Below are 20,563 nucleotides of genomic sequence, written 5' to 3'. Positions count from 1 at the left end.
ACGTGTACGTCACTCCACATGCCGCCGGGCCCGCAGGGCCAGGCTCAGGGCGAGGACCGTCTGGGGGTCGTCCAGGTCCGTGCCGAGGAGTTCGGCGATGCGGGCCAGGCGGTTGTACAGGGTCTGGCGGTTGAGGTGCAGCTCGCGCGCGGTCTCCGCCTTGCGGCCCGCGTGCGCGAGATACGTCTCCAGGGTGGGCAGCAGCGGCGGCTTCGCGCGCCGGTCGTGGTCCTGGAGCGGTCCGATCGCGCGCTCCACGAACGCCGCCAGGGCCGTGCCGTCGCCCTGCTGGCGCAGCCGCCACAGCAGCAGCTCGGTGTCCAGGCGCCGGGCGTCGTACCAGGGCCGGTCGACCAGGCCCTGTGCCGCCGTCGCCGTCTCCGCCGCGTGCCGCAGCCCCGCCGAGGCCGCCGCCCAGCCGCCCGCCGCCGCGACCACCACGACCGGCGGGCGCACCCCGGCGCGCTGCAGCCCGGCCCGCTCGTCCGCCTGCCGGAGCCCGGCCCGCAGCGCCTCGGCGACCCGGTCGGCGACGGCCGTGCGCTCCGACTCCGACCGCAGCCCGAGCAGCACCGGAACCCGCCCCTCCACCGGCCGTACGCCGACCAGGACGGGCACCCCCACCGCCGCCAGCTCCTCCGCGACGGCCCGCGCGAGCACCGCCCAACTCCCGCTCGGCGCGAGCGAGTCCGCGACCCGCATGACCACCGGGAGCAGCGGCCCGGAGCCGGGGCGGAAGCCGAGCACGCGGGCCTGCGCGGGCGCGTCATCGGCGCTGATCCGGCCCTCCGCCAGGTCGGACAGGAAGTCGCCGCGGCCGCGCGCCGCCAGCTCCTCCTCCTGCCGTGCCTGCATCAGGACCACGGCGAGCGAGCCGGCCGCCCGCTCGACGGCCATCCGGTGCACCGGCTGCACCGGCCCCGACACCGCGAGCAGCGCGATCCGCGCCCGCACCGCCCCCGTACCGCCGGGGCCGGGGCCCCCGCCCGGCACGTCGATCAGGACCGACCCGGCGGGCGGCCCCTCGTCCCGGGACCGGGACCGGCCGCGCAGCGACTCCCACACCTGGAGCGGATCGACGACCGGGCCGTCCGCCTCAAAGGACCCGCCGGGACCGGAGGCGTACAGCAGCTGCCCGTCCGCGGTCTCCAGGAAGACCGGGTTGCCGCAGAACTCGGCCAGGACGGACAGGACCTGGGGCACGCCGCCCCCGGCGAGCAGCGCGTCGGTGCAGCGCCGGTGCACCTCGTCGGCCTCCTTGAGGAGGGCGTAGTGGCCGTTGACGATCTCCGTGTGGACCTCTTCGGTCACGGTCACGAACGGCACCTCGCGGTGCAGCTGCACCAGCGGAAGCCCGGCCGTGCGCGCCGTCTCCACGATCGCCGACGGCAGCCGGGCGAAGCGCGGCCCCAGCTCCACGACGAGCGCGGCGATCCCGCGCTCCGCGAGCTTGCGGACGAACGCCCGCTGCTCGCCGGGGCGCGCCCCGAGTCCGAGCCCGGTGGTCAGGAGCAGCTCGCCGCCCTTGAGCAGCGACGCGATGTTCGGCACCTCGCCGGCGTGCACCCAGCGCACGGTCCGCTGCAGCCGGTCTGAGCAGGCCACGACCTCGGGGAGGCCGCTGCGCAGTCCGGGCAGTTCGAGGGCGCGCTGCACGGTGATCCCGGCCTGGGGGTTGTGCGTGTCCATCCGCGGGACGCTACCTGTGGTCGCCGCCCGGGGACACCCACCCCGCCCCACGCGGTACCGCCTACGTACGGCCGCGGCCCCCCGGCAGCAGAACCGAGGGGCCGCAGGGCGAAGAACAACGGGCTCAGCCCCCGTACGCCCCCGAAGCCGTCAGCCGTAGTGCCGTGTCGATCAGTGGGACGTGGCTGAAGGCCTGCGGGAAGTTGCCGACCTGGCGCTGCAGGCGCGGGTCCCACTCCTCGGCGAGCAGGCCGAGGTCGTTGCGGAGCGAGAGCAGCTTCTCGAACAGCTCGCGCGCCTCGTCGACCCGGCCGATCATCGCCAGGTCGTCCGCGAGCCAGAACGAGCAGGCCAGGAAGGCCCCTTCGTCGCCCTCCAGGCCGTCCACGCCCGCGTCGTCCCCGGAGGTCGGGTAGCGAAGGACGAAGCCGTCCTCGGTGGACAGCTCCCGCTGGATCGCCTCGATCGTGCCGACGACCCGCTTGTCGTCCGGAGGCAGGAAGCCCATCTGCGGGATGAGCAGCAGCGAGGCGTCCAGCTCCTTCGAGCCGTACGACTGCGTGAACGTGTTCCGCTCCGGGTCGTAGCCCTTCTCGCAGACGTCCCGGTGGATGGCGTCCCGCAGCCCGCGCCAGCGGTCGACGGGGCCGTCCACGTCGCCGGACTCGATCAGCTTGATGGTGCGGTCGACGGCGACCCAGGCCATCACCTTGGAGTGCACGAAGTGCCGGCGCGGGCCGCGCACCTCCCAGATGCCCTCGTCGGGCTGGTTCCAGTGCGTCTCCAGGTACCGGATCAGCTTGAGCTGCAGCAGCGAGGCGTAGTCGCTGCGCGTCAGGCCCGTCATATGGGCCAGGTGCAGCGCCTCGATGACCTCGCCGTACACGTCGAGCTGCAGCTGGTGCGCGGCGCCGTTGCCGACGCGCACCGGCCGGGAGTTCTCGTACCCGGGCAGCCAGTCCAACTCGGCCTCGCCCAGCTCCCGTTCGCCCGCGATGCCGTACATGATCTGCAGGTTCTCCGGGTCGCCGGCGACCGCGCGGAGCAGCCACTCGCGCCAGGCCCTGGCCTCCTCGCGGTAGCCGGTGCGCAGCAGCGAGGACAGGGTGATCGCCGCGTCCCTGAGCCAGGTGAAGCGGTAGTCCCAGTTCCGCGAGCCGCCGATGTCCTCCGGCAGGGAGGTGGTCGGCGCCGCGACGATCCCGCCGGTCGGCGCGTATGTCAGCGCCTTCAGGGTGATCAGCGAGCGTACGACGGCCTCGCGGTAGGGCCCGTGGTACGTGCAGTGCTCGACCCACTCGCGCCAGAACTCGGCGGTCGCCTCCAGCGCGTGCTCCGGCTCGTGCAGCGGCGGCGGCGCCTTGTGCGAGGGCTCCCAGCTGATCGTGAACGCCACCCGCTCCCCGGGGGCGACGGTGAAGTCCGAGTAGGTGGTGAGGTGTTCGCCGTACGTCTCCGTGTCGGTGTCCAGCCATACGGAGTCGGGGCCGGCGACGGCCACCGTGCGCCCGTCGACCTTGTGCACCCACGGCACGATCCGGCCGTAGCTGAAGCGCATCCGCAGCGCCGAGCGCATCGGCACGCGCCCGCTCACGCCCTCGACGATGCGCACGAGCTGGGGTGCGCCCTCGCGCGGCGGCATGAAGTCGATCACGCGGACCGTGCCGCGGGGGGTGTCCCACTCGGACTCCAGGATCAGGGAGTCGCCGCGGTAGGTCCTGCGGGTGGCGCGCGGCGGTGCGGTGTCCTCGCCGTGCTCCGGCCCGAGCCGCCAGAAGCCGTGCTCCTCGGTGCCGAGAAGCCCGGCGAACACGGCGTGGGAATCGAATCTCGGCAGGCACAGCCAGTCGACCGTGCCGTCTCTGCAGACCAGCGCCGCGGTCTGCATGTCTCCGATGAGTGCGTAGTCCTCGATGCGCCCGGCCACGTACATCTCCAGTCGAACGGCCACGTCCGCCCCGCGGGGCGCTTGCGATGCAGTCAAGGGTCGTTGACGAGCTCGGGGGTTCCGGTCGGGCGGGGTGGTGCCGTGCTCCGGCCCGGCTCGGCAGCGAACGTCCGAGCAGGATACGACGCACCCTAGTGATCCGCGCGCCGCTCGGGGCAAGGGAGCTACGCCGAACGGGTGACCGTCGGGTGACGGTCACATGGTCGTCCCGCAGGCGTTGGATACGGAGGGTCGACAGGGCTGCGCGGAGCGTGGCCGGAAGCAGCCTCTCTGTGTCGCTGATACCCTGGTAGCCCGTGGAGCGGTGGTTTCAAGACCCCCGAACCGCAGCGACGGCAACTCCCGGGAAATCAACGATTCCGGGCCCTGGTTGCCGGTACGCACCACCACCTCGCGACCACGGGAGCCCCCTCTTGGCCATGCCGCCCAAAGCCACGACGACCAAGCACATCTTCGTCACCGGGGGTGTCGCCAGCTCCCTCGGCAAGGGCCTGACCGCCTCCAGCCTGGGGCAGCTCCTCAAGGCCCGGGGCCTCAGGGTCACGATGCAGAAGCTCGACCCGTATCTGAACGTCGACCCCGGCACGATGAACCCCTTCCAGCACGGCGAGGTGTTCGTCACCAACGACGGCGCCGAGACCGACCTGGACATCGGCCACTACGAGCGCTTCCTCGACGTCGACCTCGACGGCTCGGCCAACGTCACCACCGGCCAGGTCTACTCGCAGGTCATCGCCAAGGAGCGGCGCGGCGAGTACCTGGGCGACACCGTGCAGGTCATCCCGCACATCACCAACGAGATCAAGAACCGCATCCGCCGCATGGCGACCGACGACGTGGACGTCGTGATCACCGAGGTCGGCGGCACGGTCGGCGACATCGAGTCGCTGCCGTTCCTGGAGACCGTCCGCCAGGTCCGCCACGAGGTCGGCCGGGACAACGTCTTCGTCGTGCACATCTCGCTCCTTCCGTACATCGGCCCGTCCGGCGAGCTGAAGACCAAGCCGACCCAGCACTCCGTGGCCGCCCTGCGCAACATCGGTATCCAGCCGGACGCGATCGTGCTGCGCGCCGACCGCGAGGTGCCGACCTCCATCAAGCGCAAGATCTCGCTGATGTGCGACGTCGACGAGGCCGCCGTGGTCGCCGCCATCGACGCCAAGTCGATCTACGACATCCCGAAGGTGCTGCACACCGAGGGCCTGGACGCCTACGTCGTGCGCAAGCTCGACCTGCCGTTCCGGGACGTCAACTGGACCCAGTGGGACGACCTCCTCGACCGGGTGCACAACCCGAACCACGAGGTCACCGTCGCCCTGGTCGGCAAGTACATCGACCTGCCGGACGCGTACCTCTCGATCACCGAGGCCATGCGCGCCGGCGGCTTCGCCAACAAGGCCCGCGTCAAGGTCAAGTGGGTCACCTCGGACGACTGCAAGACCGCGGCCGGCGCCAAGAAGCAGCTGGCCGACGTGGACGCGATCCTCGTCCCCGGCGGCTTCGGCGACCGCGGGGTGAACGGCAAGATCGGCGCGATCCAGTACGCCCGCGAGAACAAGGTGCCGCTGCTCGGCATCTGCCTGGGCCTGCAGTGCATCGTGATCGAGGCGGCCCGCAACCTCGCCGACATCCCCGAGGCCAACTCCACCGAGTTCGACCCCGCCACGGCCCACCCGGTGATCTCCACCATGGCCGAGCAGCTCGACATCGTCGCGGGCGAGGGCGACATGGGCGGCACCATGCGCCTCGGCATGTACCCGGCGAAGCTCGGCGAGGACTCCATCGTGCGCGAGACGTACGACGGCAAGGAGTACGTCGAGGAGCGCCACCGCCACCGCTACGAGGTCAACAACTCCTACCGCGCGGAGCTGGAGAAGAAGGCCGGCCTGGTCTTCTCCGGCACGTCCCCGGACAACAAGCTCGTCGAGTACGTCGAGTACCCGCGCGAGGCGCACCCCTACCTGGTCGCCACCCAGGCGCACCCGGAGCTCCGCTCCCGCCCGACCCGCCCGCACCCGCTCTTCGCCGGACTGGTGAAGGCGGCCGTGGAGCGCCAGGAGGCCGCGAAGCAGCAGGCCAAGGGCAAGGCCGCCAAGTAACGGAGATACGGTTGCCGGGGTACGGGCCGTTCGCGGCCGGTACCCCGGTTTCTTCATGTGGGCATGTGGGAGGACGTACGTCATGACGCTCAAGGACACCGCCGAGGAGTGGGAGATCACGGCCACCGCGACCCCGTTCACCGGCAACAAGACCAGCGTCCGCACGGACGACGTGGTGATGCCCGGCGGCAGCGTCGCGACCCGTGACTACCAGGTCCACCCCGGCTCGGTCGCCGTCCTCGCCCTGGACGAGCAGGGCCGCGTCCTGGTCATCAACCAGTACCGCCACCCCGTACGCCACCGCCTCTGGGAGATCCCCGCCGGACTGCTCGACATCCCCGGCGAGAACCCGCTGCACGCCGCCCAGCGCGAGCTGTACGAGGAGGCGCACGTCAAGGCCGGGGACTGGCGGGTCCTCACCGACATCTACTCCTCGCCCGGCGGCTGCGACGAGGCGATCCGGGTCTTCCTCGCCCGCGACCTGTCCGAGGCGGACGGCGAGCGCTTCGAGGTCGACGAGGAGGAGGCCGACATGCAGCTCGACCGCGTCCCGCTCGACGAGCTCGTCCGCGGCGTGCTCGCCGGCGAGCTGCACCACAACTGCCTGGTCGTGGGCGTCCTCTCGCTGGCCGCCGCCGAGCGCGGCGACGGCCTCGACGCGCTCCGCCCGGCCGACGCCCCCTGGCCCGCGCGCCCCTTCGAGGCCTGAGCCGGGCGACGAACCCCCGCAGCTTTCCGGTAGCTCTCCGGTAGCTCTCCGGTGTGACCATCTCCTGATCCGATCGGGGGATGTGCCAGCCGCGCTCCACCCGTTCCGACACGGAGCGTGAACTACGCTCGGAATTCCCCGTCCCGCGACCGCGGACGGGCTCTGTGCGCAGCTGGACGGGAGCGTGGCCCGTGACGGATCAGGCGGTGGACACCCAGGTCTCCTCGACCTCGGCGGAGGCCTCCGCACCACGGGCGGTGCGGGACCCCGCGACACCCGAATTCGTCGGCAGGCAACGGGAGTTGAAGGAGCTGCGGGCCGACATCGCGCGCACCGGCCTCGACACCCTCTCCGGCCGCAAACCCGCCCGCGCGCGCGTCCTGCTCATCGCCGGGCGCCCCGGCTCCGGCCGCACCGCCCTCGCCGAACGCCTGGTCGCCGAGCTCGCCGGCGACTACCCCGACGGACAGCTGCACGCCCGCCTCACCGAGCCCGACGGCCGCCCGGTCCCCACCGAGCGCACCGCCCGCGCACTCCTCGACGCCCTGTCCGTGCCGACCGCCCCCGGCGCCACCGAGGACGAGCTCACCGAGAAGCTCCGCGAGGCCCTTGCCGTACGGCGCGTCCTGATGCTGCTCGACGGGGCGGCCGACGCGGAGCAGGTCGATCCGCTGCTCCCGGACGCCCCGCAGTGCCTGGTCGTGGCGACCTCGCTCGGGCCGCTGACCGGGATCTCCGACGTCCGCCCCTGCACGCTCGGCGGCCTCGACACCAAGTCCGCGCTGGACCTGCTCACCGGCTGCACCGGGTCCGTGCGGATCACGGTCGACCCGCGCGCCGCCGAGCACCTCGCCGAGCAGTGCGGCCACCAGCCCGCGGCGCTGGTCCTCGCGGGCGGCTGGCTCGCGGACCGGCCCAAGGCCTCCGTCGCGGAGCTGGCCAGGATGCTGCACAACCTCCCGGACGACGACAGCGCCGAGCAGGGATCGCCGGGCAGCCTGGCGCGGATCTTCCGCTTCGTGTACGACGCGCTGCCCGGCCCGGCCGCGCGGATACTGCGACTGCTCTCCCTCGCGCCCGCCGGGCTCGCCGACCCGCACACTGCCTCCGCGCTCGCCGGCTGCTCGGTCTCCGCGGCCGCCACCACCCTGCAGGACTTCGCCCGCCTCGGCCTGCTCCGCCGTACCGGCGCGGACCTGACCCAGGGCCCCGAATACGCCGTGCCCGGACATCTGCAGCCCCTGCTGCGGGCGCTGACCGAGGCGCAGGACCGGCCCGGCGAGGTGCAGCTCGCGCGGGCCCGGATGCTGGAGCGGACGGTGCGGCTCCTGCACTCCTGCCGGGCCGTGACCGAACCCGAGGGCTCGGCGGCGCGCGGGCGGCTCGCCGGGCTGCCGCGCGCGCTGCGCTTCGGCTCCCCGCAGGCCGCCGCCGACTGGCTGCGGCTGCGCCGGCCCGCGCTGCTCGCCTCGGCCCGGCTCGCGGTCGCGGACGGCGACCTGGACACGCTGGCCCGGCGCCTGATGGCCGCCCTGACCCGCGCCCTCGTCGCGCACGACGCCACCGAGGCGGCCGCCGACCTGTACGGCATCCACCGCCTCGTCCTGGACGTCGCCGAGCGGCGCGAGCTGCCCCGGGAACGGGCGGCGGCGCTGCTCAACCTCGGCGATCTGGACGCCGGCACCGGCCGCACCCGCGAGGCCCTGGCCCGCTATCGGGCCGCGCTGGACGCCGCGCGGGCCGCGAAGGACCCGTACGCCCTGGGCCGCGCGATGGAATCCGTAGGCGGCGCCTACCAGGAGCTGGGCGATCTTCAGCGGGCCGCGGACTGGTTCGGGCGGGCCCTCGGCGACCGCCTCGCGCGCGGCGAGCGCCTGGACGCGGCGCGCCTGTACGGACGGATCGGCTCCACGCTCACCTACGCCGGTCGGTACGGCGAGGCGCTGCGCAACTGGCGCTCCGCGGCGAGCGGTTACCGCAGGGCGGGCGAAATCCCCGCGTACGCAAGGGCGTTGAGCGAGATGGCCCGGGTGCAGGAGTACGCGGGCCGGCCCGAGGAGTCGCTGCGCACCTGCCAGGAGGCGGTGGAGTGGGCGCGGCAGGCGCAGGACGTACGCCTTCAGGCCGCGCTGCAGCTCCGGCTCGCGGACACCCTCGACCGGCTCGGCGACAGCGCCTCCGCCGGGCTGCACCGCTCCGCCGCCGAGCGCATGCTGGAAGAAGAGCCGGCCCCGGCCGGTTCCGCCACGGGATCCGAAGATGCGGTCACTCTGGGCGTCGAACAGGGCTCCGAAGCCCAGGCCGGATGATCCGCCTGCGAAATCCGCAGTGCAGCTCTGGAAGATTGATGCTTTGAAAGGCTAGACAGCTCAAAATCCTTCATTAGACTGGCTCCGCCGCGTTCTTTCGTGGTGTCTCCCGTTGTGCCGCAGCGCATACGGGTATGTGTTTCATTGCCTGAAAAATCCCCTGAGCCAAGGACCGTGATCCACGATGAAGGTCGGCATCCCCCGCGAGGTCAAGAACAACGAGTTCCGGGTGGCGATCACCCCCGCCGGTGTGCACGAGCTGGTGCGCCACGGCCACCAGGTCGTCATCGAGCAGAACGCCGGTGTCGGCTCCTCGATCACGGACGACGAGTTCGTCGCCGCCGGCGCGCAGATCCTGCCCACCGCCGACGAGGTCTGGGCCACCGCCGACCTGCTCCTGAAGGTCAAGGAGCCGATCGCCGAGGAGTACCACCGCCTCCGCAAGGACCAGACGCTCTTCACCTACCTGCACCTGGCCGCCTCCAAGGAGTGCACGGACGCCCTCCTGGAGTCCGGCACCACGGCCATTGCGTACGAGACCGTCGAGACCGCGAACCGTGCCCTGCCGCTGCTCGCCCCGATGTCCGAGGTCGCGGGCCGCCTGGCCCCGCAGGTCGGCGCGTACCACCTGATGGCCTTCAACGGCGGCCGCGGCGTGCTGCCCGGCGGCGTCCCCGGCACCCAGGCCGGCAAGGCCGTCGTGATCGGCGGCGGCGTCTCCGGCTGGAACGCCACCCAGATCGCCGTCGGCATGGGCTTCCACGTGACCCTGCTCGACAAGGACATCAACAAGCTCCGCGAGGCCGACAGGATCTTCGGCACCAAGGTGCAGACGATCGTCTCCAACGCCTACGAGCTGGAGAAGGCCGTCATCGAGGCCGACCTCGTCATCGGCGCCGTGCTCATCCCGGGCGCCAAGGCCCCGAAGCTGGTCACCAACGAGCTGGTCGCCAAGATGAAGCCGGGAAGTGTCCTTGTCGACATCGCGATCGACCAGGGCGGCTGCTTCGAGGACTCGCGTCCGACCACCCACGCCGAGCCGACCTTCAAGATCCACAACTCGGTCTTCTACTGCGTCGCCAACATGCCCGGCGCCGTCCCGAACACCTCGACGTACGCGCTGACCAACGCGACGCTGCCGTACATCGTGGAGCTCGCCAACCGCGGCTGGGCCGAGGCGCTGCGCCGTGACCCGGCGCTCGCGCTCGGCCTCAACACCCATGACGGCAAGGTGGTTTACGGCTCCGTGGCCGAGGCGCACGGCCTGGAGCACGTCGAACTGAGCACCCTTCTCGGCTAGTCGACAATCCTTGCGTCAACGCGCGACGTCAACCACGCGCGTGCGGCCGGACCTTGCTCGTCAAGGTCCGGCCCGCTGTGTATCGGGTCACTTTGCGAGACTCGGTCAACTCGCGTCGAACGTAACCCTTTAACCGTTTCGCACACCGGCGAAACACCCCTGGAAGCCCCTGTGCACCCTTGACACAGGGGTGTTCGGATGCCGACACATCGTGCCGGGTCCGGCGGATTGTGTTGCTGCGGAGCGGTGACACGCCATAGAGTCGCCAACCGTCGGCATGGTGCCACGCTGACCTATCTAGAAGTTTCCTGGTCACCAAGGAGGTAAGACGACTTGTGAATGAGTCGACATTTACTCCCGGGGGTGGTCAACCAGGAATGCCGGCGCAGGGATCGGGTTCCGAGGGGCGCGAGGCCGTCGGCTCCGTCGCCGTCCGTACCCACGCCGACCACCAGAACCCCGAGCGCACGCACGCGACGCAGCGTCCGCAGCCGACGCTTTCAGCCCACCAGAGCATGGATGGCCATCAAGTGAACGCCATGGCCGGCGACCCGAGTGGCGAGAACTCCACACACTTCGCCGACTACGACGAGTTGCCCGAGGGGCACTTCTACGACCCCGACGCCGAGTACGAGCCCGACCCCGAGTACGCGGCCACTCTCGCCCCCGACGCTGCCCGCCAGCGCCGCGAGCGGATCGGCCCGACGGGACGCCCGCTGCCGTACTTCCCGATCCCGGGCCCGCTGACCGATCACGGCCCCGCGAAGATCATCGCGATGTGCAACCAGAAGGGCGGCGTCGGCAAGACCACGTCGACCATCAACCTGGGTGCCGCGCTCGCGGAGTACGGACGCCGGGTCCTCCTGGTCGACTTCGACCCGCAGGGCGCGCTCTCGGTCGGCCTCGGGGTGAACCCGATGGAGCTCGACCTCACCGTCTACAACCTGCTCATGGAGCGGGGCATGGCGGCGGACGAGGTGCTCCTGAAGACCGCCGTCCCCAACATGGACCTGCTGCCGAGCAACATCGACCTCTCGGCCGCCGAGGTCCAGCTGGTCTCCGAGGTCGCGCGCGAGTCCACCCTGCAGCGGGCGCTCAAGCCGCTCATGCAGGACTACGACTACATCGTGATCGACTGCCAGCCCTCGCTCGGCCTGCTCACGGTCAACGCGCTCACCGCCGCGCACAAGGTGATCGTCCCGCTGGAGTGCGAGTTCTTCGCGCTGCGCGGTGTCGCCCTGCTGACCGAGACCATCGAGAAGGTGCAGGAACGCCTCAACCCCGACCTGGAGTTGGACGGCATCCTCGCCACGATGTACGACTCGCGCACGGTGCACAGCCGCGAGGTGCTCGCCCGCGTGGTGGAGGCCTTCGACAATCACGTCTACCACACGGTCATCGGGCGCACGGTCCGCTTCCCGGAGACCACGGTCGCCGGTGAGCCGATCACGACGTACGCCTCCAACTCCGTGGGTGCGGCCGCCTATCGCCAGCTCGCCAGGGAGGTGCTCGCCCGGTGTCACGCCGAGTGAGTCTGCCCGGGGCCGACGAGCTGTTCCGTACGACCGGGGGGATGGCGCTGCAGGCGTCCTCGCCCAACTCGCCCAACTCGCCCAGGACAGGCCGCCGCCAGACCAACGGTGAGGCGCGCGTGCCCGCACCCGCGGGCGAGAGCGACGCCGCGGCGGCGGCCTCCGACGAGGATGCCAAGGCGGACGCCAAGGGGGAGGCCAAGTCGGACGCGGCCTCGGGGGACGGCGGCCGGAGCGCCGAACACACCGCCGCCGAGGCCGAGTCGGGTGCCGGTGAACATCGCAGCCGCGTCGGCGAAGGCGAGAAGCCGGGCGAGCGCTCCGGCCGGCGCCAGCCGCCCGCATCGGCCAACGGCACCGCGGGCCAGCCCGCCCGGCGCCGCGGCCGGGCCGCCGCCCGCCGCCCCAGCGGCCGCGAGCGGCACGACGAGAAGATCACCGTCTACGTCTCCGCCGAGGAGCTGATGGACCTCGAACACGCGCGCCTCGTGCTGCGCGGCGAGCACGGGCTCGCGGTCGACCGCGGCCGCATCGTGCGCGAGGCCGTCGCCGTCGTCCTCGCGGACCTGGAGTCCCGCGGCGAGGCGAGCATCCTCGTACGGCGCCTGCGCGGCCGCTGATCCGCCGCACGCGCCGGGTCCCCGGGCGGGAGCGCGGGGACGATAACCTGCCGGTTCGTACGCGTTCGTACGTTCCCCGCCCGCTCCCTGGACCGCGATGCCGACGACCGACGACTCCTCCGCAGCCCCCACCGAACCGCCCCGCCCCGGCCGCCGGCGCGCACTGGGCCGGGGGCCGGGGGCGGCTCGGGGGGCCGCATCGCGTTCGGAGGCTGTGCCTGCGCCTGCGCCTGAGGCCGGGTCTCTGCCCGAGGCGGGGCCGGAAGCCGGGTCGGTGCCGGGCCCGGACGGCGTGGCGCTTGCCGGAGCCGCCCCGGAGGCCGAGGCTGAGCCACTGGCCGAGGCCGGGCCCGGGGCTGCGGCTGAGCCCTCGTCCGAGGCCGGGTCCGAGCGCGAGCCCGAGCGCGAGCCCGAGGCCGGGTCCGAGTCCGAGCCCGGGGCCGAGCCCGAGGTCCCGGCTGGGGGCCAAGGTGAAGTCCCCGTGGAGGACGGGCGGTTCAAGGTTCGGCTCGACAACTTCGAGGGGCCGTTCGACCTGCTGCTGCAGCTGATCTCCAAGCACAAGCTGGACGTCACCGAGGTCGCGCTCTCCAGGGTCACCGACGAGTTCATGGCGCACATCCGGGCCATGGGGCCCGACTGGGACCTCGACCAGACCACCGAGTTCCTTGTCGTCGCCGCGACGCTGCTCGACCTGAAGGCCGCACGGCTGCTGCCCGCCGCCGAGGTCGAGGACGAGGCGGACCTCGCGCTCCTGGAGGCGCGGGACCTGCTGTTCGCGCGGCTGCTCCAGTACCGCGCGTACAAACAGATCGCGGACATCTTCAACGCGCGGCTCGACGACGAGGCCCGCCGGTATCCGCGTACGGTCGGCCTTGAACCGCTCCACGCCGAGCTGCTGCCCGAGGTGGTCATCAGCATCGGCGCCGAGGGGTTCGCCAAGCTCGCCGTGAAGGCGATGCAGCCGAAGCCCAAGCCGCAGGTGTACGTCGACCACATCCACGCGCCGCTCGTGTCCGTACAAGAACAGGCCGAGGTCGTCGTGGCGCGGCTGCGGGAGGCGGGGGAGGCCGGCTTCCGGGTGCTGATCGAGGACGCGCCGGACACGCTGACCGTCGTCGCCCGGTTCCTGGCGCTGCTTGAGCTGTACCGGGAGAAGGCCGTGACGCTGGACCAGGACGAGGCGCTGGGCGAGCTGACCGTGCGCTGGACCGGCGGCGAGGGGGCCGGGCCGCAGGTCACGGACGAGTTCGACCGGCCGCCCGAGGTACCCGACGAGAAGACAGCCGAGCGAGCGGAGGACGGCGCGTGAGCACCGAGCGGAGCACCGAGACACCGGCCGGGCTGCCCCAGGTCGCCGCGCTCGACCTCAAGCCCGCCCTGGAGGCCGTCCTGATGGTCGTCGACGAGCCGGCCACCGAGGAGCACCTGGCGAAGGTGCTGCAGCGGCGCCCGCGCGAGGTGGCGCTCGCGCTGCGGGAGCTGGCCGACGCGTACACGGCCCAGCGGCGCGGCTTCGAGCTGCGGTTCGTCGCCGGGGGCTGGCGGTTCTACACCCGGCCCGAGTACGCGGCGGCCGTGGAGGGCTTCGTCCTGGACGGGCAGCAGGCCCGGCTCACCCAGGCGGCCCTGGAGACCCTGGCCGTGGTCGCGTACCGCCAGCCGGTCAGCCGCTCCCGGGTCTCCGCCGTACGCGGAGTGAACTGCGACGGGGTCATGCGGACCCTGCTGCAGCGGGGCCTGGTGGAGGAGGCGGGCGCGGAACCCGAAACAGGTGCGATCCTGTACAGGACGACGAACTACTTCCTGGAGCGGATGGGCCTGCGCGGCCTGGACGAGCTGCCGGAGCTCGCGCCCTTCCTCCCCGAGGCGGACGCGATCGAGGGCGAGACGCAGGAAGGCGTGCCGTCGTTCGACCCGGACGCACCCGACGCGCCGGGTATCGAGGACGCAGACGACTAGCAGACGGCTAGACGCGGACGACTAACGGAAATTTGATGCGAAGCAGCAGCGGCAGGAACAGCAGCGGAAACAACGGCGGGAGCCGTGGTGGCAACAGCGGCGGCCGCGGCGGCAGCGGCGGCAGCGGTGGCCGGGGAAACTACCGGGGCGCCGGTAACAAGCGCGACGACAGGCAGGGCGGCAGCGGCCGTCCGAAGAAGCCGCGCCCCGAGGAGCGGCGTTACGACGTGGGCCCCGGCGCCACGCAGGACGGCCCCAAGTCGGGCCGCGGCGGGGCGGCCCGCGGCGGCGCCAAGGGCGGCCCGAAGCGCCCGCAGGGCCAGGGCCAGGGTCAGGGCCGGGGCGGCCAGGGCGGCCGGGGCCGCAGCGCGCCCGCCCGCTCCCGCGAGTACGAGACGCGCGCCGAGGAGCGCAACCGTGACCGGTACGCGGGCAAGAAGGACGTGAAGCTGCCCAAGACCTTCCCCGGCGCCGAGCAGGAGGGCGAGCGGCTGCAGAAGGTGCTCGCCCGCGCGGGCTACGGCTCGCGGCGCTCCTGCGAGGAGCTGATCGAGCAGGCCCGGGTGGAGGTCAACGGCGAGATCGTCCTGGAGCAGGGGCTCCGGGTCGAACCCGAGAAGGACGAGATCCGCGTGGACGGCCTGACCGTCGCCACCCAGTCGTACCAGTTCTTCTCGCTGAACAAGCCCGCCGGAGTCGTCTCCACGATGGAGGACCCGGAGGGGCGGCAGTGCCTCGGGGACTACGTCCAGAACCGTGAGACGCGGCTCTTCCACGTGGGGCGGCTCGACACCGAGACCGAGGGCGTCATCCTGCTCACCAACCACGGCGAGCTGGCGCACCGCCTGACCCACCCGAAGTACGGCGTGAAGAAGACCTACCTCGCCGCGATCGTCGGGCCCATCCCGCGCGACCTGGGCAAGCAGCTCAAGGACGGCATCCAGCTGGAGGACGGGTACGCGCGCGCGGACCACTTCCGGGTGGTCGAGCAGACCGGCAAGAACTACCTGGTCGAGGTCACGCTGCACGAGGGCCGCAAGCACATCGTGCGGCGGATGCTCGCGGAGGCCGGGTTCCCGGTGGAGAAGCTGGTGCGGGTCTCCTTCGGGCCGATCACGCTCGGCGACCAGAAGTCGGGCTGGCTGCGGCGGCTCTCGAACACGGAGGTCGGGATGCTGATGCGCGAGGTCGATCTGTAGCCGAAACCTCTTGTACGGGACCACTCCCTTGTGCGAGACCACCCCCTCTCTTTATAGTCGTTAAGACCATTAAAGAGAGGGGGTGGTCCTGCATGCAGGGCTATGACAAGTACGCCTACGAGCCGTTCGCCGTCACCGTCGACCTGGCCGTCTTCACCATCCGCGAAGGCCGCCTGCACGTACTCCTCGTCGAGCGCGGCGAGCAGCCGTACGCGGGCCGCAGGGCGCTGCCCGGCGGGTTCGTGCGGCCCGACGAGGCCGCCGAGGCCGCGGCCCGGCGCGAGCTCGCCGAGGAGACCGGTCTCGCGGACGTCGCCGGGCTGCACCTGGAGCAGCTGCGCACCTACAGCGAACCGGACCGCGACCCGCGCATGCGCATCGTCTCCGTCGCCTTCACCGCGCTCGTCCCGGACGCGCCCGAGGCACAGGCGGGCAGCGACGCGGCCCGGGCCGACTGGCTGCCGTACGGCGAACACCGGCCGTCGTACGCGCCGCTCGCCTTCGACCACGACCGGATCCTCGCCGACGCCCACGAACGCGTCGGCGCCAAGCTGGAGTACACCGGCCTCGCCACCGCCTTCTGCCCGCCCGAGTTCACGCTCGGCGAGCTGCGGCAGGTCTACCAGGCCGTGTGGGGCGCCGAGTTGGACCCCGCGAACTTCCGGCGCAAGGTGCTCGCCACGCCCGGACTCGTCGAGGCCGTGCCCGGGGCTGCCCGGCTGACCGGCGGGCGCGGCAAGCCCGCCGCCCTGTACCGCGCGGGCGACGCCGCCGCCCTGCACCCACCGCTGCTGCGACCGGAAGGACGACCCTGATGACGACCACTCCCACCAAGCGCGCCGCCACCGGATCGCTCCTCGGCCTTGCCCTCGGGGACGCGCTCGGCTTCCCGACCGAGTTCAACGACGTACCGCAGATCCTCGCCAAGTTCGGGCCCTGGCGGCAGCTGGAGCTGCCGCGGCAGGCGTACATCACCGACGACACCCAGATGACGCTCGCTCTCGCCCGCGCCCTGCGGCGGGCCTCCGAGCGCGGCGTGTGCGGGCCCGAGCGGTTCGCGCACCTGGTGCGGCAGGAGTACGTCGCCTGGAATGTGTCGCCCGACAACAACCGCGCCCCCGGCGCCACCTGCATCCGCGCCTGCGAACTCCTCGCCGACGAGACCCGCGACTGGCGGGACGCCAGCCAGATGCACTCCAAGGGCTGCGGCGCCATCATGCGCGTCGCCCCGCTCGGCCTGCTCCCGGGACTCGACGACTCCGTACGGGCCGGTGCCTCGCAGCTCCAGTCCGCGCTCACCCACGGCCACCCCACCGCGCTCGCCGCCGGCGACCTCACCTCGTACGCGGTACGGCTGCTCGCCGAGGGCGTCGACCCCGTCGGCCTGGTCGGCAGGCTGCGCTCGTACGCCCTGGAGCACCGCACCACGTACCGCGAGGACTGGCTCGGCGACCTGTGGACCCGCTCGCAGGACCCGAGCGCCGAGCACTTCGTGGCGCGCGGCTGGGACGAGTGCCTGGCGGTGCTCGAACGGCTCGCCGCGGCCGTCGCGGACGCCAACCCGGAGCTGGACCCGTGCCTGGCCACCGGGCAGGGCTGGATCGCCGAAGAGGCCCTCGCCACCGGCCTGTTGTGCTTCCTGCTCTTCCCCGACGAGCCCGTCACCGCGCTGCGCAGGGCCGCCTGCACCTCCGGTGACTCGGACTCCCTCGCCTGCCTCGCCGGGGCCTTCGCCGGCGCCCACCTCGGCGCGGACGCCTGGCCGGCGGAGTGGGTGGACCGGGTCGAGCACCGGGATGAGCTGGTTGCCCTCGGGCGGGGGTGGGACGCGTGAGCGCTTCGGCAGGGGTTTGAGGAGTCAGGGGCTGCGGTGGCCGGGCTTGCGGAGGCCGGGCTTCCGGGGCTCGACCTCGGGCCGGTCTTGCCGGGCAGCCGGACCCGCTGCTGTTCGCGACGGTGTCGGGGCGCGGGGTTGGCCCGCAGCGCCGGAACCGGTGAAAGGGGAACCGTCCGGGCGGCCCGCCGCGGGTGACAGGGGAACCGTCCGGGTCGGCAGCGACAACCAGCCGTCTCGGCTGACGGGCGCCGCGCGTGGGTGTCCGAGCGGCTGACTACCCTTGGCCCGTACAGGTCCGACAGGCTGACCCGTACAGGTTCCGACAGGTCCAGCAGGCAAGGAGCAGCAGCGTGGCGGTACGAGCGGTCCGGGGCGCCGTCCAACTGGAGCGGGACGACGCCCGGCACATGGACGAGCAGGTCGGCGCGCTGCTCACCGAGGTCCTTGCGCGCAACGGGCTGACGCAGGACGACCTGATCAGCGTCTGGTTCACGGCCACCCCCGACCTGCACAGCGACTTCCCGGCGGCCGCCGCCCGCAACCTCGGCATCACCGACGTACCCCTCATCTGCGCCCAGGAGCTCGACATCGCGGGCGCCATGCCCCGCGTCGTACGCCTCCTCGCGCACATCGAGTCCGACCGGCCCCGGTCCGAGGTGGCGCACGTCTACCTCGGGGCCGCCGCCGCCCTGCGCAAGGACATCGCCCAGTGAGAACAGCCGCCGTCATCGGAACCGGCCTGATCGGCACCTCCGTCGCCCTCGCCCTGTCGAGCCGCGGTGTGACCGTGCACCTCGCCGACCACGACCCCGAGCAGGCCCGCACCGCCGCGGCCCTCGGCGCCGGCACCGACAGCGCGCCCGAAGGCCAGGTCGACCTCGCCGTGGTCGCCGTGCCGCCCGCGCACGTGGCGAGCACCCTCGCCGAGCTGATGGGCCGCGGCGCCGCGCGCGGGTACATCGACGTGGCCAGCGTCAAGGGCGGGCCACGCCGCGAGCTGGAGGAGCTGGGCCTCGACCTGACGGCGTACATCGGCACGCACCCCATGTCCGGCCGGGAGCGCTCCGGTCCGCTCGCCGCCACCGCCGACCTCTTCGAGGGCCGGCCCTGGGTGCTGACGCCGACGCGGGACTCCGACCTGGAGGTGCTGAACCTCGCCCTCGAACTGATCTCGCTGTGCCGGGCCGTCCCGGTCGTGATGGACGCCGACGCCCACGACCGCGCCGTCGCCCTCGTCTCGCACATGCCGCACCTGGTCTCCAGCATGGTCGCCGCCCGCCTGGAGCACGCCGAGGAGACCGCCGTACGGCTGTGCGGCCAGGGCATCCGGGACGTGACGCGGATCGCGGCCTCCGACCCGCGCATGTGGATCGACATCCTGTCCGCCAACCCGGGCCCCGTCGCCGACCTGCTCGCCGAGGTCTCCGGCGACCTGGACGAGACGGTGCGGGCGCTGCGCGCCCTGCAGTCCGCGGACGCGGAGAAGCGCACCGACGGCGCCCAGGGCGTCGAGCGTGTGCTGCGCCGGGGCAACGCCGGGCAGGTCCGGGTGCCCGGCAAGCACGGCTCGGCCCCCGTCTCGTACGAGATCGTCACCGTGCTCATCGACGACCAGCCGGGCCAGCTCGCGCGGATCTTCGCGGACGCGGGCGCGGCCGGGGTCAACATCGAGGACGTCCGCATCGAGCACGCCACCGGCCGCCAGGCGGGCCTGATCCAACTGACGGTCGAGCCGAACGCGGCCCCCGTGCTCACGGCGGCGCTGCGGGAGCGGGGCTGGTCCATCCGGCAGTAGGCGCCCGCTGCGGCGGGGCCGGTCCGGCAGCGACCGCCCGGTTCGGCGGGGGTCGCGAAGACCCCGCCACCTGCCGTTTCCCGGGTTGTCCACAGCCCCGTGAAGAGTCACGCCCCGAGCCAGTAACCTTGTCCGGGGCGTTTCTCGCGCCCACCCCTTGCCCCACCCCTTGCCCCACCCCCTGCCCCGTGCCCTGAGAAAGGTGTCCGTCCCCCGTGGAAACCGCCGCAAACGCCGCCCCGGCAGCAGTGATCGTCGCCATCGACGGCCCCTCCGGCACGGGCAAGTCGAGCACCTCCAAGGCCGTCGCCGCGCAGCTCGGCCTCAGCTACCTGGACACCGGCGCGCAGTACCGGGCGATCACCTGGTGGATGGTGAACAACGGCATCGACATCGCCGACCCCGCCGCGATCGCCGCCGCCGCGGAGAAGCCGGACATCGTCTCCGGCACCGACCCGTCCGGGCCGACCATCACGGTCGACGGCACGGACGTGGCCGCCCCGATCCGCACCCAGGAGGTCACCTCCAAGGTCAGCGCCGTCAGCGCCGTCCCCGAGGTGCGCAGCCGCATCACCGAGCTGCAGCGCTCCATCGCCCGCGGCGCCGAGGTCGGCATCGTGGTCGAGGGCCGTGACATCGGTACGACGGTGCTGCCCGACGCCGACCTGAAGATCTTCCTCACCGCCTCGCCGGAGGCCCGCGCCGCCCGCCGCAGCGGCGAGCTCAAGGGCGCCGACGTCAACGCGACCAGGGAAGCCCTGATCAAGCGGGACGCCGCCGACTCCGGCCGGAAGACGTCCCCGCTCGCCAAGGCCGGGGACGCGGTCGAGGTCGACACCACCGAGCTCACCCTGCAGCAGGTCATCGAGTGCGTCGTGACCCTGGTCGAGGAGAAGCGGGCCGCCGCGTGACCGCATCGGTCCCGCCCTCGGAACAGGGCGCGGAGGTCGGCAGGAAGATCGGCGTCGGCCTGATGTACGGGCTGTGGAAGCCGCGCGTCCTGGGCGCCTGGCGGGTGCCCGCGAGCGGTCCGGTCATTCTGGCCGTGAACCACGCGCACAACCTCGACGGCCCGATGCTGATGGGGACGGCGCCCCGGCCGGTGCACTTCCTCATCAAGAAGGAGGCGTTCGTCGGTCCGCTCGACCCGTTCCTGCGCGGCATCGGACAGCTGAAGGTGGACCGTTCGACCACCGACCGCACGGCGATCACCGGTGCGCTCGACGTCCTCGCGGAGGGCGGCGTGCTCGGCATCTTCCCCGAAGGCACCCGTGGCGAGGGCGACTTCGCGTCGCTTCGCGCGGGCCTCGCGTACTTCGCGGTGCGCAGCGGGGCCCCGATCGTGCCGGTCGCGGTCCTGGGAAGCGGGGAGCGGCAGGGACGGTTGATACGGGGACTGCCCCCGCTGCGCAGCCGCGTGGACGTCGTCTTCGGGGACGCCTTCGAAGCGGGCGACGGGACGGGGCGGCGTACGCGCACGGCGCTCGACGAAGCGACCGTGCGCATCCAGGAGCGGCTGACCGGCCACCTGGAGAACGCCAGGCGCCTGACCGGGCGCTGAGCG

General features: G+C 72.5%; 17 protein-coding genes. 15 read left to right on the top strand and 2 right to left on the bottom strand.

Features of this window, described 5'->3' with window-relative positions:
- Positions 1–9: 9 nt before the first annotated feature.
- Positions 10–1,689 carry a PucR family transcriptional regulator gene (locus QIS99_RS22075; RefSeq protein WP_282515303.1) on the bottom strand — a complete coding sequence of 560 codons (1,680 nt, stop codon included), beginning with the start codon at positions 1,687–1,689 and terminating at the stop codon, positions 10–12.
- 124 nt (positions 1,690–1,813) lie between these two features.
- Positions 1,814–3,616 (bottom strand): glycoside hydrolase family 15 protein, encoded by a 1,803-nt coding sequence (locus QIS99_RS22070; protein ID WP_282515324.1) that lies wholly within the window; start codon positions 3,614–3,616, stop codon positions 1,814–1,816.
- A gap of 440 nt (positions 3,617–4,056) precedes the next feature.
- Here QIS99_RS22070 and QIS99_RS22065 point away from each other — a divergent pair, with 440 nt between their 5' ends.
- The 15 genes from QIS99_RS22065 to QIS99_RS21995 all read left to right on the top strand — a co-directional run bounded on the left by QIS99_RS22065 (position 4,057) and on the right by QIS99_RS21995 (position 20,560).
- On the top strand, positions 4,057–5,736 hold the full coding sequence (locus QIS99_RS22065) for a CTP synthase (protein WP_282515302.1): 1,680 nt from the start codon (positions 4,057–4,059) through the stop codon (positions 5,734–5,736).
- Positions 5,737–5,818: 82 nt separating this feature from the next.
- On the top strand, positions 5,819–6,445 hold the full coding sequence (locus QIS99_RS22060; RefSeq protein WP_282515301.1) for an NUDIX domain-containing protein: 627 nt from the start codon (positions 5,819–5,821) through the stop codon (positions 6,443–6,445).
- A gap of 191 nt (positions 6,446–6,636) precedes the next feature.
- A complete protein-coding gene (locus tag QIS99_RS22055) occupies positions 6,637–8,754 on the top strand; it encodes a tetratricopeptide repeat protein (RefSeq protein ID WP_408909603.1) in 2,118 nt (705 codons plus the stop codon).
- Positions 8,755–8,938: 184 nt separating this feature from the next.
- The gene (gene ald / locus QIS99_RS22050) at positions 8,939–10,054 is read left to right on the top strand and encodes an alanine dehydrogenase (RefSeq protein ID WP_282515300.1); all 1,116 of its coding nucleotides are present in this window, start codon (positions 8,939–8,941) and stop codon (positions 10,052–10,054) included.
- A gap of 377 nt (positions 10,055–10,431) precedes the next feature.
- Positions 10,432–11,586 carry a ParA family protein gene (locus QIS99_RS22045; protein WP_282515299.1) on the top strand — a complete coding sequence of 385 codons (1,155 nt, stop codon included), beginning with the start codon at positions 10,432–10,434 and terminating at the stop codon, positions 11,584–11,586.
- On the top strand, positions 11,571–12,206 hold the full coding sequence (locus QIS99_RS22040) for a hypothetical protein (RefSeq protein WP_282515298.1): 636 nt from the start codon (positions 11,571–11,573) through the stop codon (positions 12,204–12,206). The genes QIS99_RS22045 and QIS99_RS22040 overlap by 16 nt, the downstream gene beginning before the upstream one ends.
- A 97-nt stretch (positions 12,207–12,303) precedes the next feature.
- Positions 12,304–13,518, top strand: coding sequence for a segregation and condensation protein A (locus QIS99_RS22035; protein WP_282515297.1), 1,215 nt, complete (start codon positions 12,304–12,306; stop codon positions 13,516–13,518).
- Positions 13,515–14,168, top strand: a complete 654-nt coding sequence (gene scpB, locus QIS99_RS22030; protein WP_282515296.1) for an SMC-Scp complex subunit ScpB — start codon at positions 13,515–13,517, stop codon at positions 14,166–14,168. The genes QIS99_RS22035 and scpB overlap by 4 nt, the downstream gene beginning before the upstream one ends.
- Positions 14,169–14,203: 35 nt before the next feature.
- Positions 14,204–15,367, top strand: coding sequence for a pseudouridine synthase (locus QIS99_RS22025; protein ID WP_282515294.1), 1,164 nt, complete (start codon positions 14,204–14,206; stop codon positions 15,365–15,367).
- A 92-nt stretch (positions 15,368–15,459) separates the two neighbouring features.
- Positions 15,460–16,182, top strand: a complete 723-nt coding sequence (locus QIS99_RS22020; RefSeq protein ID WP_282515293.1) for an NUDIX hydrolase — start codon at positions 15,460–15,462, stop codon at positions 16,180–16,182.
- Positions 16,182–17,201 (top strand): ADP-ribosylglycohydrolase family protein, encoded by a 1,020-nt coding sequence (locus tag QIS99_RS22015; RefSeq protein ID WP_408909602.1) that lies wholly within the window; start codon positions 16,182–16,184, stop codon positions 17,199–17,201. Before QIS99_RS22020 ends, QIS99_RS22015 begins: the two co-directional genes overlap by 1 nt.
- 353 nt (positions 17,202–17,554) lie before the next feature.
- The gene (gene aroH, locus QIS99_RS22010) at positions 17,555–17,917 is read left to right on the top strand and encodes a chorismate mutase (RefSeq protein ID WP_282515292.1); all 363 of its coding nucleotides are present in this window, start codon (positions 17,555–17,557) and stop codon (positions 17,915–17,917) included.
- The gene (locus QIS99_RS22005; protein ID WP_282515291.1) at positions 17,914–18,999 is read left to right on the top strand and encodes a prephenate dehydrogenase; all 1,086 of its coding nucleotides are present in this window, start codon (positions 17,914–17,916) and stop codon (positions 18,997–18,999) included. The genes aroH and QIS99_RS22005 overlap by 4 nt, the downstream gene beginning before the upstream one ends.
- Positions 19,000–19,214: 215 nt before the next feature.
- Entirely contained in the window at positions 19,215–19,910 is a 696-nt protein-coding gene (cmk, locus tag QIS99_RS22000; RefSeq protein WP_282515290.1) for a (d)CMP kinase, read from the top strand.
- Entirely contained in the window at positions 19,868–20,560 is a 693-nt protein-coding gene (locus QIS99_RS21995; RefSeq protein WP_282515289.1) for a lysophospholipid acyltransferase family protein, read from the top strand. Before cmk ends, QIS99_RS21995 begins: the two co-directional genes overlap by 43 nt.
- Positions 20,561–20,563 lie beyond the last annotated feature (3 nt).

The sequence above is a fragment of the Streptomyces solicavernae genome (assembly GCF_029968095.1).
Lineage (GTDB): Bacteria > Actinomycetota > Actinomycetes > Streptomycetales > Streptomycetaceae > Streptomyces > Streptomyces solicavernae.
Note: the sequence above shows the minus strand (reverse complement) of the source record. Positions and strands in the feature narration are given on the sequence as shown.

Excerpts from the sequence above, each read along its gene's own strand:
- QIS99_RS22015 (WP_408909602.1), top strand. The coding sequence starts at position 16,182 with ATGACGACCACTCCCACCAAGCGCGCCGCCACCGGATCGCTCCTCGGC.
- QIS99_RS22025 (WP_282515294.1), top strand. The coding sequence starts at position 14,204 with ATGCGAAGCAGCAGCGGCAGGAACAGCAGCGGAAACAACGGCGGGAGC.
- QIS99_RS22045 (WP_282515299.1), top strand. The coding sequence starts at position 10,432 with ATGCCGGCGCAGGGATCGGGTTCCGAGGGGCGCGAGGCCGTCGGCTCC.
- QIS99_RS22020 (WP_282515293.1), top strand. The coding sequence starts at position 15,460 with ATGCAGGGCTATGACAAGTACGCCTACGAGCCGTTCGCCGTCACCGTC.
- QIS99_RS22060 (WP_282515301.1), top strand. The coding sequence starts at position 5,819 with ATGACGCTCAAGGACACCGCCGAGGAGTGGGAGATCACGGCCACCGCG.
- QIS99_RS22035 (WP_282515297.1), top strand. The coding sequence starts at position 12,304 with ATGCCGACGACCGACGACTCCTCCGCAGCCCCCACCGAACCGCCCCGC.
- ald (WP_282515300.1), top strand. The coding sequence starts at position 8,939 with ATGAAGGTCGGCATCCCCCGCGAGGTCAAGAACAACGAGTTCCGGGTG.
- QIS99_RS22075 (WP_282515303.1), bottom strand. The coding sequence starts at position 1,689 with ATGGACACGCACAACCCCCAGGCCGGGATCACCGTGCAGCGCGCCCTC.
- QIS99_RS22065 (WP_282515302.1), top strand. The coding sequence starts at position 4,057 with ATGCCGCCCAAAGCCACGACGACCAAGCACATCTTCGTCACCGGGGGT.